Annotated in this window: 14 protein-coding genes; 10 read left to right on the plus strand and 4 right to left on the minus strand. The window is 66.0% G+C overall.

The window, feature by feature from the left end:
* The first annotated feature begins 108 nt into the window (after positions 1-108).
* From QTI66_RS14460 to QTI66_RS14500, 9 genes are all read left to right on the plus strand, one after another.
* Complete coding sequence (locus QTI66_RS14460) at positions 109-972, plus strand: FAD binding domain-containing protein (protein WP_286560450.1); 864 nt, start codon at positions 109-111, stop codon at positions 970-972.
* Between the two features lie 24 nt (positions 973-996).
* Positions 997-1,488 (plus strand): (2Fe-2S)-binding protein, encoded by a 492-nt coding sequence (locus QTI66_RS14465; RefSeq protein WP_286560452.1) that lies wholly within the window; start codon positions 997-999, stop codon positions 1,486-1,488.
* Positions 1,485-3,899 carry an aerobic carbon-monoxide dehydrogenase large subunit gene (locus tag QTI66_RS14470; protein ID WP_286560453.1) on the plus strand — a complete coding sequence of 805 codons (2,415 nt, stop codon included), beginning with the start codon at positions 1,485-1,487 and terminating at the stop codon, positions 3,897-3,899. The genes QTI66_RS14465 and QTI66_RS14470 overlap by 4 nt, the downstream gene beginning before the upstream one ends.
* Before the next feature lie 12 nt (positions 3,900-3,911).
* Complete coding sequence (locus QTI66_RS14475; protein WP_286560455.1) at positions 3,912-4,583, plus strand: SRPBCC family protein; 672 nt, start codon at positions 3,912-3,914, stop codon at positions 4,581-4,583.
* Positions 4,584-4,590: 7 nt separating this feature from the next.
* Positions 4,591-5,517, plus strand: coding sequence for an AAA family ATPase (locus QTI66_RS14480; protein WP_286560457.1), 927 nt, complete (start codon positions 4,591-4,593; stop codon positions 5,515-5,517).
* Entirely contained in the window at positions 5,514-6,695 is a 1,182-nt protein-coding gene (locus QTI66_RS14485) for a VWA domain-containing protein (protein WP_286560458.1), read from the plus strand. The genes QTI66_RS14480 and QTI66_RS14485 overlap by 4 nt, the downstream gene beginning before the upstream one ends.
* 29 nt (positions 6,696-6,724) lie before the next feature.
* The gene (locus QTI66_RS14490; protein ID WP_286560459.1) at positions 6,725-7,648 is read left to right on the plus strand and encodes an XdhC family protein; all 924 of its coding nucleotides are present in this window, start codon (positions 6,725-6,727) and stop codon (positions 7,646-7,648) included.
* A gap of 1 nt (position 7,649) precedes the next feature.
* Positions 7,650-8,327 carry a nucleotidyltransferase family protein gene (locus QTI66_RS14495; protein WP_286560461.1) on the plus strand — a complete coding sequence of 226 codons (678 nt, stop codon included), beginning with the start codon at positions 7,650-7,652 and terminating at the stop codon, positions 8,325-8,327.
* A gap of 92 nt (positions 8,328-8,419) precedes the next feature.
* On the plus strand, positions 8,420-9,013 hold the full coding sequence (locus tag QTI66_RS14500) for a cell envelope protein SmpA (RefSeq protein WP_286560462.1): 594 nt from the start codon (positions 8,420-8,422) through the stop codon (positions 9,011-9,013).
* A gap of 4 nt (positions 9,014-9,017) precedes the next feature.
* Here the strand turns inward: QTI66_RS14500 and QTI66_RS14505 are convergent, their stop codons facing one another.
* The gene (locus QTI66_RS14505) at positions 9,018-9,893 is read right to left on the minus strand and encodes an aminotransferase class IV (protein ID WP_286560463.1); all 876 of its coding nucleotides are present in this window, start codon (positions 9,891-9,893) and stop codon (positions 9,018-9,020) included.
* Between the two features lie 136 nt (positions 9,894-10,029).
* Between QTI66_RS14505 and QTI66_RS14510 the strand changes: the two genes are divergently transcribed.
* Positions 10,030-10,392, plus strand: a complete 363-nt coding sequence (locus QTI66_RS14510; protein WP_286560464.1) for an HPF/RaiA family ribosome-associated protein — start codon at positions 10,030-10,032, stop codon at positions 10,390-10,392.
* Positions 10,393-10,404: 12 nt separating this feature from the next.
* Here QTI66_RS14510 and QTI66_RS14515 read toward each other — a convergent pair whose 3' ends face one another.
* From QTI66_RS14515 to QTI66_RS14525, 3 genes are all read right to left on the minus strand, one after another.
* Entirely contained in the window at positions 10,405-11,319 is a 915-nt protein-coding gene (locus tag QTI66_RS14515; protein ID WP_286560465.1) for an SDR family NAD(P)-dependent oxidoreductase, read from the minus strand.
* A gap of 90 nt (positions 11,320-11,409) precedes the next feature.
* Entirely contained in the window at positions 11,410-12,966 is a 1,557-nt protein-coding gene (gene gshA / locus QTI66_RS14520; RefSeq protein WP_286560466.1) for a glutamate--cysteine ligase, read from the minus strand.
* 92 nt (positions 12,967-13,058) lie between these two features.
* A complete protein-coding gene (locus QTI66_RS14525; protein ID WP_286560467.1) occupies positions 13,059-13,724 on the minus strand; it encodes an alpha/beta hydrolase in 666 nt (221 codons plus the stop codon).

Raw genomic sequence — 13,724 nt, forward strand, 5'->3', positions numbered from 1 at the left:
TGCGCCGTTCGTGCAACGCGTTTCATGACGCATCGATGCAGCGCTAGCTTCGGCTTGCAGCAGCCCCGTCGACGACGCGTGGCGGCGCAAGAACGAGGAGACAGCACGATGATTCCAGCCGCATTCGACTATCACGCGCCGCGTTCGGTCGCGGACGCCATCGGCATGCTGGGCCAGTACGGCGGCGACGCCAAGCTGCTGGCTGGCGGCCACAGCCTGCTGCCGATGATGAAGTTGCGCTTCGCGCAGCCGGCGCACCTGATCGACCTCAACGGCATTGCCGAACTGCGCGGCATCCGCGAGGAAGGCGACACCATCTGCATCGGCGCGATGACCGTCGAGAACGAGATCATCCGCTCCACGCTGCTGCAGGCCAGGGTGCCCCTGCTGCCTGAAGCCGCGCGGCAGATCGCCGACCCGCAGGTGCGCAACCGCGGCACAATCGGCGGCGACATTGCGCACGGCGATCCCGCCAACGACCACCCCGCGATCGCGATGGCGCTGGACGCCGTCTTCGTGCTGCACGGGCCGAAGGGCGAGCGCCAGGTGAAGGCCGACGCTTTCTTCCACGGCACCTACATGACGGAAGCGGCCGAGGACGAAATCCTTGCCGAGATCCGCGTGCCCGCCTTCGCCAAAGGCACCGGCTGGGCCTACGAGAAGCTCAAGCGCAAGACGGGCGACTTCGCGACCGCCGCGGCCGCCGTCGTGCTGCGCATCGACAACGGCGCCGTGAGCCACGTGCGCATTGCACTGACCAACCTCGCGCCCACCGCGCTGCGTGCGACCGATGCAGAAGCCGCGCTGATGGGCAAGCCGCTGGACGATGCCGCCATCGCCGACGCTGCCGCCAAAGCCAGCGCCGCCTGCGACCCGGCCGAAGACCTGCGCGGCGACCGCGAATACAAGACCGCGATGGCCGGCCAGATGGTCAAGCGCGCCATCGCCAAAGCGGCATCGCGCTGCAACTGAATAAAGAAGCGGAGACAGCCCCCCATGAGCAAGTCATTCATCACCGTCAAGGTCAACGGCAAGGCGTATGAAAAGGCCGTCGAGCCGCGCATGCTGCTCGTGCATTTCCTGCGCGAGGAATGCATGCTCACCGGCGCCCACATCGGCTGCGAGACCAGCCATTGCGGCGCGTGCACCGTCGACATCGACGGCGCTTCGGTCAAGAGCTGCACGCACCTTGCGGTGCAGTGCAACGGCGCCGAGGTGATGACCGTCGAAGGCCTCGCCAAGGGCCCGCTGCTGCACGCGGTGCAAGAGGGCTTCTACAAGGAACACGGCTTGCAATGCGGCTTCTGCACGCCCGGCATGCTGATGCGCGCCTACCGCTTCCTGCAGGAGAACCCGAACCCCAGCGAAGACGAGGTGCGCCATGGCATGAGCGGAAACCTGTGCCGTTGCACGGGTTACCAGAACATCGTCAAGGCGGTTCTCCACGCCGCTGCCAAACTGCAAGAGACGCAGAAGGAGGCCGCATGAACGCCCCCATCGATCCCGCACTGCTCGAACGCAGCGCCGCGCTGCAGGGCTTGGGCGACAGCCGCCTGCGCAAGGAAGACGCGCGCTTCATCCAGGGCAAGGGCAACTATGTCGACGACATCAAGCTGCCGGGCATGGTGCACATGGCCATCGTGCGCTCGCCGCTCGCGCATGCACGCATCACGAAGATCGACAAGAGCGAAGCGCTGAAAGTGCCGGGCGTGCTCGCCGTTCTCACGGCCGACGACCTCAAGCCCCTCAAGCTGCACTGGATGCCAACGCTGGCGGGCGACGTCGCTGCCGTGCTGGCCGACGAAAAGGTGCACTTCCAGATGCAGGAAGTGGCGGTCGTCATCGCCGAAGACCGCTACGCGGCGGCCGACGGCGTGGAAGCGGTGCTTGTCGAATACGAGGAACTGCCCGTCGTCATCGACCCCTTCAAGGCGCTGGAGGCCGGCGCGCCCGTGCTGCGTGAAGACCTCGCCGGCAAGACCGAAGGCGTGCACGGCAAGCGCGAGCATCACAACCACATCTTCACCTGGGATGCGGGCGACAAGGCGGCAACCGACGCGGCCTTTGCGTCGGCGCCGGTCACCGTGAAAGAGCGCATCTTCTATCCGCGCGTGCATCCGTGCCCGCTGGAAACCTGCGGCTGCGTGGCTTCCTTCGATCCGGTTCGCGGCGAACTGGTGACCTACATGACCTCGCAGGCGCCGCACGTGGTGCGAACGGTCGTCTCGCTGCTGTCGGGCATTCCGGAATCGAAGGTGCGCATCGTCTCGCCGGACATCGGAGGGGGCTTCGGCAACAAGGTGGGCGTGTATCCGGGCTATGTCTGCGCGATCGTCGCGAGCATCGTGCTGGGCCGGCCGGTGAAGTGGATCGAGGACCGCATCGAGAACATCTCGAGCACGGCCTTTGCGCGGGACTATCACATGGACGGCGAGATCGCCGCGACGCAGGACGGCAGGATCCTCGGCCTGCGCGTGAATGTGGTGGCGGACCACGGCGCCTTCGATGCCTGCGCCGATCCGACCAAGTACCCGGCAGGCCTGTTCCACATCTGCTCGGGCTCCTACGACATTGCCGCCGCGTACTGCAGCGTGAAAGGGGTTTACACGAACAAGGCGCCGGGCGGCGTGGCGTACCGCTGCTCGTTCCGCGTGACCGAGGCGGTGTACCTTGTCGAGCGCATGGTCGACATCCTTGCGCAGCAGTTGGGCATGGACAAGGCCGAGATCCGCGCGAAGAACTTCATCCGCAAGGAGCAGTTCCCCTACACCTCGCCCTTCGGCTTCGAGTACGACTCGGGGGACTATCACACGGCCTTGCAGAAGGTGCTCGACGCGTGCGACTACAAGGGCCTGCGCGCCGAGCAAGCCCTTAAGCGCGCCGACCCGGACAGCCCGACCTTGATGGGCATCGGACTCGTCTCCTTTACCGAAGTGGTCGGCGCCGGGCCGAGCAAGATGTGCGACATCCTGGGCGTCGGCATGTTCGACAGCTGCGAAATCCGCGTGCATCCCACAGGCAGCGCCATTGCCCGCATGGGCACGATCACGCAGGGCCAAGGCCACCAGACCACGTACGCGCAGATCATCGCCACCGAACTGGGCATTCCTTCGGAAGTGATCCAGGTGGAAGAAGGCGACACCAGCACCGCGCCTTATGGCTTGGGCACCTATGGCTCGCGCTCCACGCCTGTCGCAGGCGCGGCCATCGCACTGGCCGCGCGGAAGATCCACGCCAAGGCACACAAGATCGCGGCGCATCTGCTGGAAGTCGGCGAGAACGATCTGGACTGGGAGATCGACCGCTTCAAGGTCAAAGGCGACGATGCGAAGTTCAAGACGATGAAGGACATCTGCTGGGCCGCCTACCACCAGGCGCCGCCGGGCCTGGAGCCCGGCCTCGAAGCGGTGCACTACTACGACCCGCCGAACTTCACCTACCCCTTCGGCATCTACCTGTGCGTGGTCGACATCGACCGCGGCACGGGCGAGACGAAGGTGCGGCGCTTCTACGCGCTGGACGACTGCGGCACGCGCATCAACCCGATGATCATCGAAGGCCAGATCCACGGCGGCCTGACTGAAGGCTACGCGGTCGCCATGGGCCAGCAGATGCCTTTCGATGCGCAGGGCAACCTGATGGGCAACACGCTGATGGACTACTTCCTGCCCACGGCCGTCGAAACGCCGAAGTGGGAAACCGACCACACGGTGACGCCGTCGCCGCACCACCCCATCGGTGCGAAGGGCGTGGCCGAATCGCCGCACGTCGGCTCCATTCCGACCTTCACGTCCGCGGTGGTCGATGCTTTTGCGCACCTGGGCGTGAAGCACATGGTGATGCCGCACAGCGCTTACCGCGTGTGGCAACAGTTGAAAGCGAGCGGCGTCGCGCTCTGACGCAGGACCACTATGGAAGTCAAGCTCGAAAAACGCTATCCGCTGGAAGTCGACAGCGCGCGCGCATGGCAAGTGCTGCGCGACGTCGCGGCCGTGGCCGGCTGCATGCCCGGCGCGGCCATCACCGACAAGGTCGATGACACGCACTACAAGGGCCAGGTCAAGGTGAAGGTCGGACCGGCGAATGCGGCTTTTGCGGGGGACATCGAAGTGCTGGCGCTGGAAGAGCAATCCATGACGCTGCAGCTTCTGGGCAAGGGTGCCGATCGCGCAGGATCGTCGGCGTCGATGGACTTGAGGGCCACGATCGAGCATGGCGAGACGCCCGCCACGTCGGTGCTGGTCGGGCAGGCGACGGTGATCGTCAACGGCAAGTTCGCGCAGTTCGGCGGCAGGTTGATGACGCAGGTGTCGGACATGTTGCTGGCGCAGTTCGCGGACAACTTTCGTGCGGCTGCTGCGGCCCTGCCTGCTCCGGTGCCGGTGGCTTCGGTTGGCGCGGCCGCATTGCAGCCGGAAGCGGCAAATGATGCGGGCGTGGCGTTCACCGCGCCTGTCGCCGCACGACAATCCGTGTCCGCATCCGCGCCCCCAGCACAAGCCAGCGAGATCAACGCGCTCGCCATCGCCTGGAATCTCGTCAAGGGCTGGTTCGCCGGACTGTTCGGCAAGCGGCAGGCCTGAGAGCGCCATGTCCGAAGCGGCGACCGTCATCACCGAATCGACATTGCGCGAATCGTTGCACGGTGCGGGCTACATCGCGGACGAGGCGCTGGTCACGACCTTGTGGCTGGCCGGTGAACTGCAGCGCCCCCTGCTCGTGGAAGGCGATGCCGGCGTCGGCAAGACCTCGCTTGCCGCTTCCCTGGCCCAAGCCCGCGGACAAGCACTCGTGCGCCTGCAATGCCACGAGGGACTCGACCTCTCGCAAGCGGCCTATGAGTGGAACTACGGACGGCAACTGCTCGCCATCCGCCTGCACGAGACGCAAGCCGGCTCGCTGAAGGAATCCGACCTGTTCTCGCGCGACTACCTGCTCGAACGGCCCTTGCTGCGCGCGATTTCCAGCGAACAGCCTTGCGTCCTGCTGATTGATGAGATCGATCGCGCCGACGAGGCGTTCGAAGCCTTCCTGCTCGAAGTGCTGGCCGACTACCAGATCACCGTGCCTGAACTGGGCACGTTGCGCGCGCTGCACATTCCGCAAGTCGTGCTCACCAGCAACGGCACGCGCGAACTCTCCGATGCCTTGCGGCGGCGCTGCCTTTATCACTACCTCGAATACCCGACGCTCGCCCGCGAGATCGCGATCGTGCGGGCCACCCTGCCCGGCGCCGAAAGCGCGCTCGTGGAACAGGCCGTGGCCTTCGTGCAGCGCTTGCGACGCGAGGATCTGGCCAAGGCACCCGGCATCGCCGAGACGCTGGACTGGGTGCGTGCCTTGCATCGACTCACGTTCAAGGCGCTGCCGGACGATCCGCATGCCATCGCGGGCACGCTGTCGTGCCTGCTCAAGACACGCGAAGACCGCTTCCAGCTTGGCGAGGAACGCGTTCGCCAGTTGATCGAAGGCCGACGCATCGTGGGAGTCGCCGAGAAGGCGGCGCAACCGACATGAGCAACGTTCCCGCCGACACGACCGCGCGCCCGCTCGAGAGCATCGCTGGGTTCGCGGCCTTGCTGCGCGAGCACGGCATGAAAGTCGGCATCGCCGAGCAGCAAGCCTTCGTGCACGCGGCGCTGCGCATGCCGCTGGAACGCGCGGCGCGGCTCGATGCCGCGTGGCGCGCGATTGCCTGCCACGACGCGCGCGACTGGCGCCGCTGGCCCGAACTGTTCGATCGCTATTGGCATCCGCAGCGCACCCGCGGCACCACGAAGTTCAGCGGGCAAACACGGCCCAGCCGCAACCTCCAGCAAGTGGTGCGGGCGCTGCACGACAACATGGCGAGCGCCAAGCCATCTGCCGCGCCCGGCGCCGCGGACACGGCGCTCGACGTGCCGGCGATGGCCGCCGGGGACGATGGCCTCCAGCGTGCACAAGGCGGTGCGAGCCGCGCCGACCCGCTGCACGACCGCTCGCTTTCGCAATGGCTGCCACAAGACCTCGCGCGGCTCGAGCAGTTGGCCGAGCAGATCGCACGACACCTGCGCCGCCGCCTCACGCGTCGCTGGCACGACAGCGCGCGCGGGCAGCGCCTGGACGTGCGCCGCACGCTGCGCGCCAGCCTGCGCACCGGCGGCTTGCCACTGCACCCGGTGTGGCGCACACCGCGCCGCGAGTTGCCGCGCCTGTTCATCCTCGTCGACGTGAGCCGCTCGATGGAAACGCATGCCCAACTGTTCCTGCGCATCGCACGCGCCTTCGTTTCGGCGATGAACGCCCGAGTCTTCGTGTTTCACACGCGGCTTGCCGAAGTGACCCCGCTGCTGCGCGGCGATTCGCAGGCGGTGCAGGAAAAGATCAACGCCGTCACGGCCGGCTTTGGCGGTGGCACGCGCATCGCAACGAGCGTGAGCGACTTCCATGCAGTGCATGCGCGCGCCCAACTCACGCGCAATGCGCGCGTGTGGGTGTTGTCGGACGGCTTCGATGCGGATGCGCCGCATCAGCTGGCCGGGGAACTGGGCCGCGTGCGTGCGCGCGGCGCTCGCATCCATTGGTTTCATCCCAGCGAAAAGGCGCCAGCCTCGCAGGCCATGCAACAGGTCGCGGCGCAAGGCGGCTTGGTGGAACGCTATTCGCGGCTGGACAGCTTGCGCGACCTCGCCGACCTTTCGCGGCAGTTGCACTGAGCGCCGGCGGAGGCAGAAGGAGACAGATCATGAACAACACAGACACGGTTTTCGATGCGGCGCGCCGCCTGCAGCAAGCCGGAAAGCCCTACGCCTTGGTGAGCGTCATCAAGGCCCTGGCGCCCGCCTCGGCGCGGCCGGGCGACAAGGCGGTGGTCACTGCCGATGGCGACTTCTACGGATGGGTCGGCGGCGGCTGCGCGCAGCCTGCCGTCGTGCGCACGGTGCGGCGCGCGCTCGCCGACGGGCATGCGCGCGTGATCCGCATCGCACCGACGCAGGACGGTCACGAGACAGATCTGGGCGATGTGCTGGAGTTCGGCATGAGCTGCCATTCCGGCGGAACGCTCGAACTGTTCGTCGACCCGGAACTGCCACAGGCACAACTGGTGGTGATCGGTTCGTCGCCGGTTGCGGCCAGCCTTGCGCAGTTGGCGCCGCGCGTGGGGTTTGCAGTGAGCGTGGTCGCGCACGAGGCGCAGCCGTCGGAGTATCCGGATGCGCAGCAGGTCATCGACCGAGACGATGCCGCGACGGTGCTGCCGCGCATTGCCCATGGCGCCTGGGTCGTCATCGCGACACAGGGGCGGCGCGATCTTCAGGCGTTGCGCTTGGCCCTGGTGCTGAACGCGCGGCAGGTGTCCTTTGTCGCCAGTTCGCGCAAGGCGAAGGTGCTCAAGGATTCGCTGCTTGCCGGCGGCGCAGACCCGGCGGCGGTCGATGCGATCGTGGCGCCGGCGGGCTATCCGATATCGGCGACGACGCCGGAAGAGATCGCGCTGTCGGTATTGGCCGCCGTGGTGTCGAGTCGGCGCAGCGCGCTGTCACCGACGCTGGTTGCAACGCAGGCCAGCAGTGGCGCCGGTGCGGGCCATTGCTGCGGTGGCGCGGCCATGGCCGAACTGCCGCCCTTGCCGGTCGTCACGCAGCCATCGTTCTGCGGCGGAAACTGAGGTGGGCTGCATCCTCAAGGGCGGCGGCGGCCTCTACAGCCGCGTCGTGATCGGCGCGGTTCTGCTGGCGGCCGGCGCGGGCAGCCGGCTCGGCGGCAAACCCAAGTCACTGCTCGAACTCGGCGGCGTGCCCTTGATTCGCAGGCAGTTGATTGCGCTGTCGGGCGCGGGCGTCGATGAAGTGGTCGTCGTGCTCGGCCACCACGCGGACGCCATCGAACCGGTGGTGCGCGAATTCCCGGTGACGCTGGTGCGCAACCCCTCGCCGGAAGACGGCCAGCAATCGTCCGTGCGCGTGGGCCTGGCCGCGCTGGCGGGCAAGCTCGATGCCGTGATCGTGGCGCTGGCCGACCAGCCGCTGATCAACGCGCAGGACGTCACGCAACTGATCGGCGCGTTCAAGAAGCGCGGCGAGGCATCGATGGTCGTGCCGCGCGTGGCGGGCGAACCCGGCAATCCCGTGATCTTCGAGGCGGCCTTGCGCGATGAGTGGCTGGCCGGCGATGCCAATGCCGCATGTCGTCGCTGGCGCGAGGCCAACCCGGCGCGCGTGAGTTGGCTCGACACGGACAACAGCCGGTATCGCGTGGACATCGACACGCCCGAGGACCTGCAGCGCTTTACCGAGCGCACCGGCCACGTGTTGCGCTGGCCGGTTGAAATCGCGACGACGACCTGAGTGTGCGCAACGCGCGCATGTCGCCCAACGCGGGGCGAAGCAGGGAGTGACCCTAGAATGCCGCGGAGTTCACTCAAGACAAGGTCATCTTCATGCTTCGACGCCTCGCAATGGTTGCCACCTTCGCCTCCCTGGCCATGTCCGCCGCTCACGCGCAGCGGCCCACGCCACCACAAGGTCCGCTCATCCAGGGCTACCTGTGTTGCAACCTGCGCACGACGGGAAAGAAGATCACCGACATCAACTACGACGAATCAGGCAAGAGCATGCTGCCGCTGGGAACGCCGGTGTCCATCACCAGCTATGACTTCCGCTCGGTGGAGATCGACGTGAAGGGCAAGGGCACGCAGCGCTTGATGAATGACTACAGCCGAGACCTCAAGGCCGCTCCTTTCGCGCAGCGATATGTGCTCAAGGACGATCCGAAGCTCAAGCTCGCCACGTTTTCAGAAGCGACTCGGCAAGCCATTGAAGCTGCCAAAGTCATCCCCGGCATGACGCGCGAACAGGTCGTGATGTCCGTGGGCTACCCGGTGACCAGCGAGAACCCCGACTTCAACGCAAAGGTCTGGCGCTTCTGGCTCGATTCGTGGACCGAGTTCCAGGTGGTGTTCGACGACAGCAACGTAGTCAAGAGCGTCGTGGCCGACGAGAAGACCTTGTCGCGCGTCACGCCTGGCGAATAGACCTCTAACTCGCCTGCGCCGCCTTGGCGCGCTGGTACGCGGCGTGCAGGCGCTGGAAGATGGCGCCCGTCTTTCCCGCCGCCTCACCCTTGCCAATGGGCTTTCCATCCAGCGTCGTCACGGCGAGCACCTCCTTGCTCGCCGAACTGAGCATGAGCTCATCGGCCTCGCGCACTTCCGCCTCCATGATCGGCTGCAGGGAGAACTCGATGCCCTCCCCTGCACACAGTTCGCGAATCAGCTCGAAGCGAATGCCCTCCAGCACATGCTCGCTCCTGGGCACGCCAAACACGGCACCATCTTTCACGACCCACACGTTGGACGACGACGCCTCGGTGAGCCGAGCTTCGCGGAACAGGATGGTCTCCGTTGCTCCGACATCCGCCGACACCTGCCGCGCCATCACATTGCCCAGCAAGGACGTGCTCTTGATGTCACCGCGCTCCCACCGGAAGTCCTCGGCCGTCACGCAGGCCACGCCGTTGCGGATCGCCTCCGCGCTCGGCGACTTCATGGCGCTTGCCATGATGAACACCGTCGGCACGACATGGGCGGGCATCACATGGTCTCGAACCGCCACGCCGCGCGTCACCTGGATGTAGATCATCTGGTCTTCGGACGCGTGCGCCGCGATCAGCTTGCGGCATCGTTGCAGCCACTCGTCTTGCGTATGCGGGTTGGGGATCCGCAGCTTTTTCAGGTTGCGGTCCAGTCGCGCCAGATGCTGCCCGAAACGGAAGAGCTTTCGGCCATACACCGGCACCACGTCATAGATGCCGTCGCCAAAAATGAAACCGCGGTCCAGCACCGAAACCTTGGCCTGGTCGAGCGGGGTGTAGTCCCCATTGAGATAGCAAAGCGTTGAAGGGAGTGTGGACATGCGAATCCGTGGCTTGATGGCGCGGTGTAAAAAGCGCCATCATGCCCTGTGCCGGCGCTCATCGTCGGCATGCACCTACGCAAGGGGTCAGCCGTCCGGCTCACATTGTTCCTGGTGAAACAAGGGAGACAGACACATGCAAGTTCAAGTCAACGCAAGCAATGGCATCGACAACAAGGAAACGCTCGAGAAATGGGCGGACGGGGAAATCCGGCATGCGCTGGGGCGCTTCGGGAATGACATCACGCGCGTGGAGATTCACCTGAGCGGCGAAACGGGCGACAAGGGCGGCGCGAGCGACAAACGCTGCACCATGGAGGCTCGCCTTGCGCAATTCGCGCCGGTGGCGGTCACGCACCATGCACCTGGCATCGACGAAGCGTTCCGGGGCGCAGCGGACAAGCTCAAGCACCTGCTGGACAGCAAGCTCGGCCGCTTGACGGACCATCGCGCCCGCGAATCCATTCGCGGTGCGGAGATGGCCGGTCCGGAGGATTGACGGCGCGCGCGCTTACCTGGCGGCAGCCGCCGCCATGCCCTTGGCGACTTCGTTGCTGCCCTGGGCAGCGCCGCTCTGGGGCACCTGATCGTCCGTGCGGCTGGTGACCTCGGCCAGGCGCGCTGCAAGTTCTTCCGGCGCGTGGTTGCCGATGCCGATATGAACGCCCTGCGTCAGGATCACGTTGGCGGCCTCGAAGGTACCGGCGCCGGCACACAGGATGGTGCGATTCGGCGCGTCCTGGCTTGCCAGCACCAGCATGGCGGGCACCACCGCTTCCGGCTTGAACGCTTCCAGCATTTCCTTCGGGAAGAGGTCTTCCGTCATGCGCGTGGCCGCCGTGGGCGCCAGGCAGTTCACGCGGATGTCGTTCTTGGCGCCTTCGATGCTGAGTGTCTGCATCAAGCCGACCAGGGCCAGCTTGGCGGCGCCATAGTTGCTCTGGCCGAAGTTGCCATACAGGCCCGACGACGAAGTCGTCATCACGATGCGGCCGTATTTCTGTTCGTTCATCAAGGCCCAGACTGCCTTGGTGCAGTTCACGGCGCCCATCAAGTGCACATCGACCACGAGCTTGAAGTCGGCGATGTCCATCTTCGAGAAGCTCTTGTCGCGCAGGATGCCGGCGTTGTTCACCAGGATGTCCACGCGGCCCCAGGTGTCGACTGCCTGCTTGACCATGGCCTGCACGGCCTCGAAGTCGGTCACCGACGCGCCGTTGGCAATGGCTTCGCCGCCGGCTGCCTTGATCTCGTCCACGACGGCCTGCGCAGCCACCGGCGAGCCGCCGCCGCCATTGACCGTGCCGCCGAGGTCGTTGACCACGACCTTGGCCCCGCGCGCCGCCAATGCGAGCGCGTGCTGACGGCCCAAGCCGCCGCCTGCGCCGGTCACGATGGCAACGCGGCCCTTGAATTCGATGCTCATTTCTCTCTGTCTCCTTGGTTTAGATAAAAGGGGTGCGTTTGACATGCGGCTGCCGTGGCGCCAGGCCACCAGCTCGTCAGGGAAGTGGGACTACGCTGCCGCGATCACCGTGCGGCGGCGAAGGCCGAGGCGGTCGGGGGAAACGTATTGCTGTCGGTAGATCTCGAAAGGCATCGTGTCGGCGGCTTCGATCTGCGCCTGGGCTTCGACCGAATCGGTGGTCATCTGTTCGAAATGCGCCTCTTCGTGCTCGGGCCAGGGCAGCGCCATCAACCGCTCGCGCGTCGATTCAGACTGCGCCCGGACAAAGGAGACAAAGGAATTGCCGTGGTCTTTTTCCATCGCGGCAAGCATGCGTGCCGAGGGCAGCGTGGCGGGGTCGCGCAGGCCGATGGCCGCGTCGCGCACCGCATCGGCGTGAAGCGTGCCGCCGTGCACGGCATCCAGCGCCGCCGCAATGGGGCCGAACTCTTCAACCAGTGCTTCGCCCCAGGTGGTGAGCAGGACTTCTTCTCCGCCGCGCACCAGGTGCAGGCCCGGCTCGCGTCCGCGCGCGGCCGTCAGGTGCTGGTTGTGGGCAAGCTCGGCGATTTCGTCGGGCGTGTCGTCGGGGCTGTCCGAGAGCAGGCAATGCAGCAGGAACACGTCCAGGAAGCGCATCGTCGAGGCGTTGATGCCGACCGGCTCGAAGGGGTCGAGGTCCATCAGGCGAACCTCGATGTATTCCACGCCGCGCTCGCGCAGCGCATGCAAGGGGCGTTCGCCCGAATAGATGACGCGTTTGGGCCGGATCGTGCCGTAGAACTCGTTCTCGATCTGCAGCAGGCTGGTGGCGAGCTGGTTGTATTCGCCGCCGGGGTTGGAAATGCCGATGGATTCGTAGGCGGGCCAGGGCCGCGTGAGCGCGTCCTCGAGCGAAGCGCCGTAGCCGTCCAGGCTGTTGTAGCTCACGGCCAGCGAGGACTGCGCATCGCTCTGATAGCCCAGCCGGCCCATGCGCAGCGACGTGCCATGGGGCATGTGCATGCTGCCTTCGCCAAGCGGCTGCAGCTCGTGCTGGCGCCCGGCGACGAAGGTCGAGCAAAGCGCAGGTGAAGCGCCGAAAAGGTACAGCAGCAGGAAGGCGTGACGCCGGAAATTGCGGATGAGGGCGAAGTACTCCTCGCTCGACACCTCCGGCAGCGACCAGTTGTAGTGAATGCCCGAAATGGTCTGCATGCGCCGGCCGTAGCGGTGCGCCAGCCCCATGCGATAGACGCTCTTGGCGCGGCCCACGTTGGAGGCGCCATAGCGGCCGATCGGAATCGTTTCATCAGTCGGCAGGCCGCAGGGCATGCTCGACACCCACAGGCGCTCGTCGCCCTCGCGCAGCGCGCGATACGTGAACTGGTGGATGCGGGTGAGTTCGTCCAGGCAGCTTTCGGCGTCCGCGTGCACGCCGGTGATCAATTCCACCTGCGATTCGCTGAAATCGGTGGTGATGTGGGGATGCGTCAGCGCCGAGCCGAGCACGGCCGGGTGCGGCGTCAAGGCGAGCTTGCCGTCGGGCTGCGCCCGCAGGCTTTCCTTCTCGACCCCGCGCCGGATTCCCTTCAGCCGCGCGGGCGAGAGCGTGCTCAGCCGCTCCTGCAATGTGCTCTTTTCCATTGATGACCGGTCGTTCTTTTCGTGGGGCAGGAAGTTAGCACGACCTGACAAGCCTTGCTCGGCGACGGGCACAGCCCCGGGGACCGCCATGATCAGCGCGCCAAAACCCGCAGCAGGAAGGCATTGAGGTCGCCTATTTCCTCCATGCACACCGAATGCTCCATGGGGTATTCGTGCCAGTCGATGGCGTAGCCAAGCGCTGCCAGCGCGTCGCGCGAAGCGGTGGCGCGGGCGATGGGCACCACGCCGTCGCGGCTGCCGTGCGCCATGAAGATGGGGGTTTTGTGGTTGGCAGCATGCCGTTCCGCCGCCACCGTCGATGCCAGCGGAAGGTAGCCCGAGAGGCCGACGATGCCGGCGAGCTTTTCCGGATGACGCAGCCCCGTCATGAGCGCCATCGCGCAGCCCTGCGAAAAACCGGCCACGACGATGCGATCAGCGGCAATGCCGCGCGCTTTCTCGTTGGCGATGACGGCTTCAATCGCCACCTGCGAGCGGCGCAGGCCGGCTTCGTCCTCGCGCTGGACAAGATTGGGGCCAAAGATGTCGTACCACGCGGGCATCCGATAGCCGCCATTGACGGTGACGGGCATCACCGGGGCGTTGGGAAACACGAAGCGGACGGGGCCCACGCTGGAAAGATCCATTTCCTGGGCAATCGGCACAAAGTCGTTGCCGTCGGCGCCAAGGCCGTGCATGAGGACGATGGCCGCGGTGGGGTTGGAGCCGGTTTCGATTTCGATGGGTGGGAGGGACAT

Origin of the sequence: Variovorax brevis (assembly GCF_030317105.1) — a bacterium.
GTDB lineage: Bacteria > Pseudomonadota > Gammaproteobacteria > Burkholderiales > Burkholderiaceae_C > Variovorax > Variovorax brevis.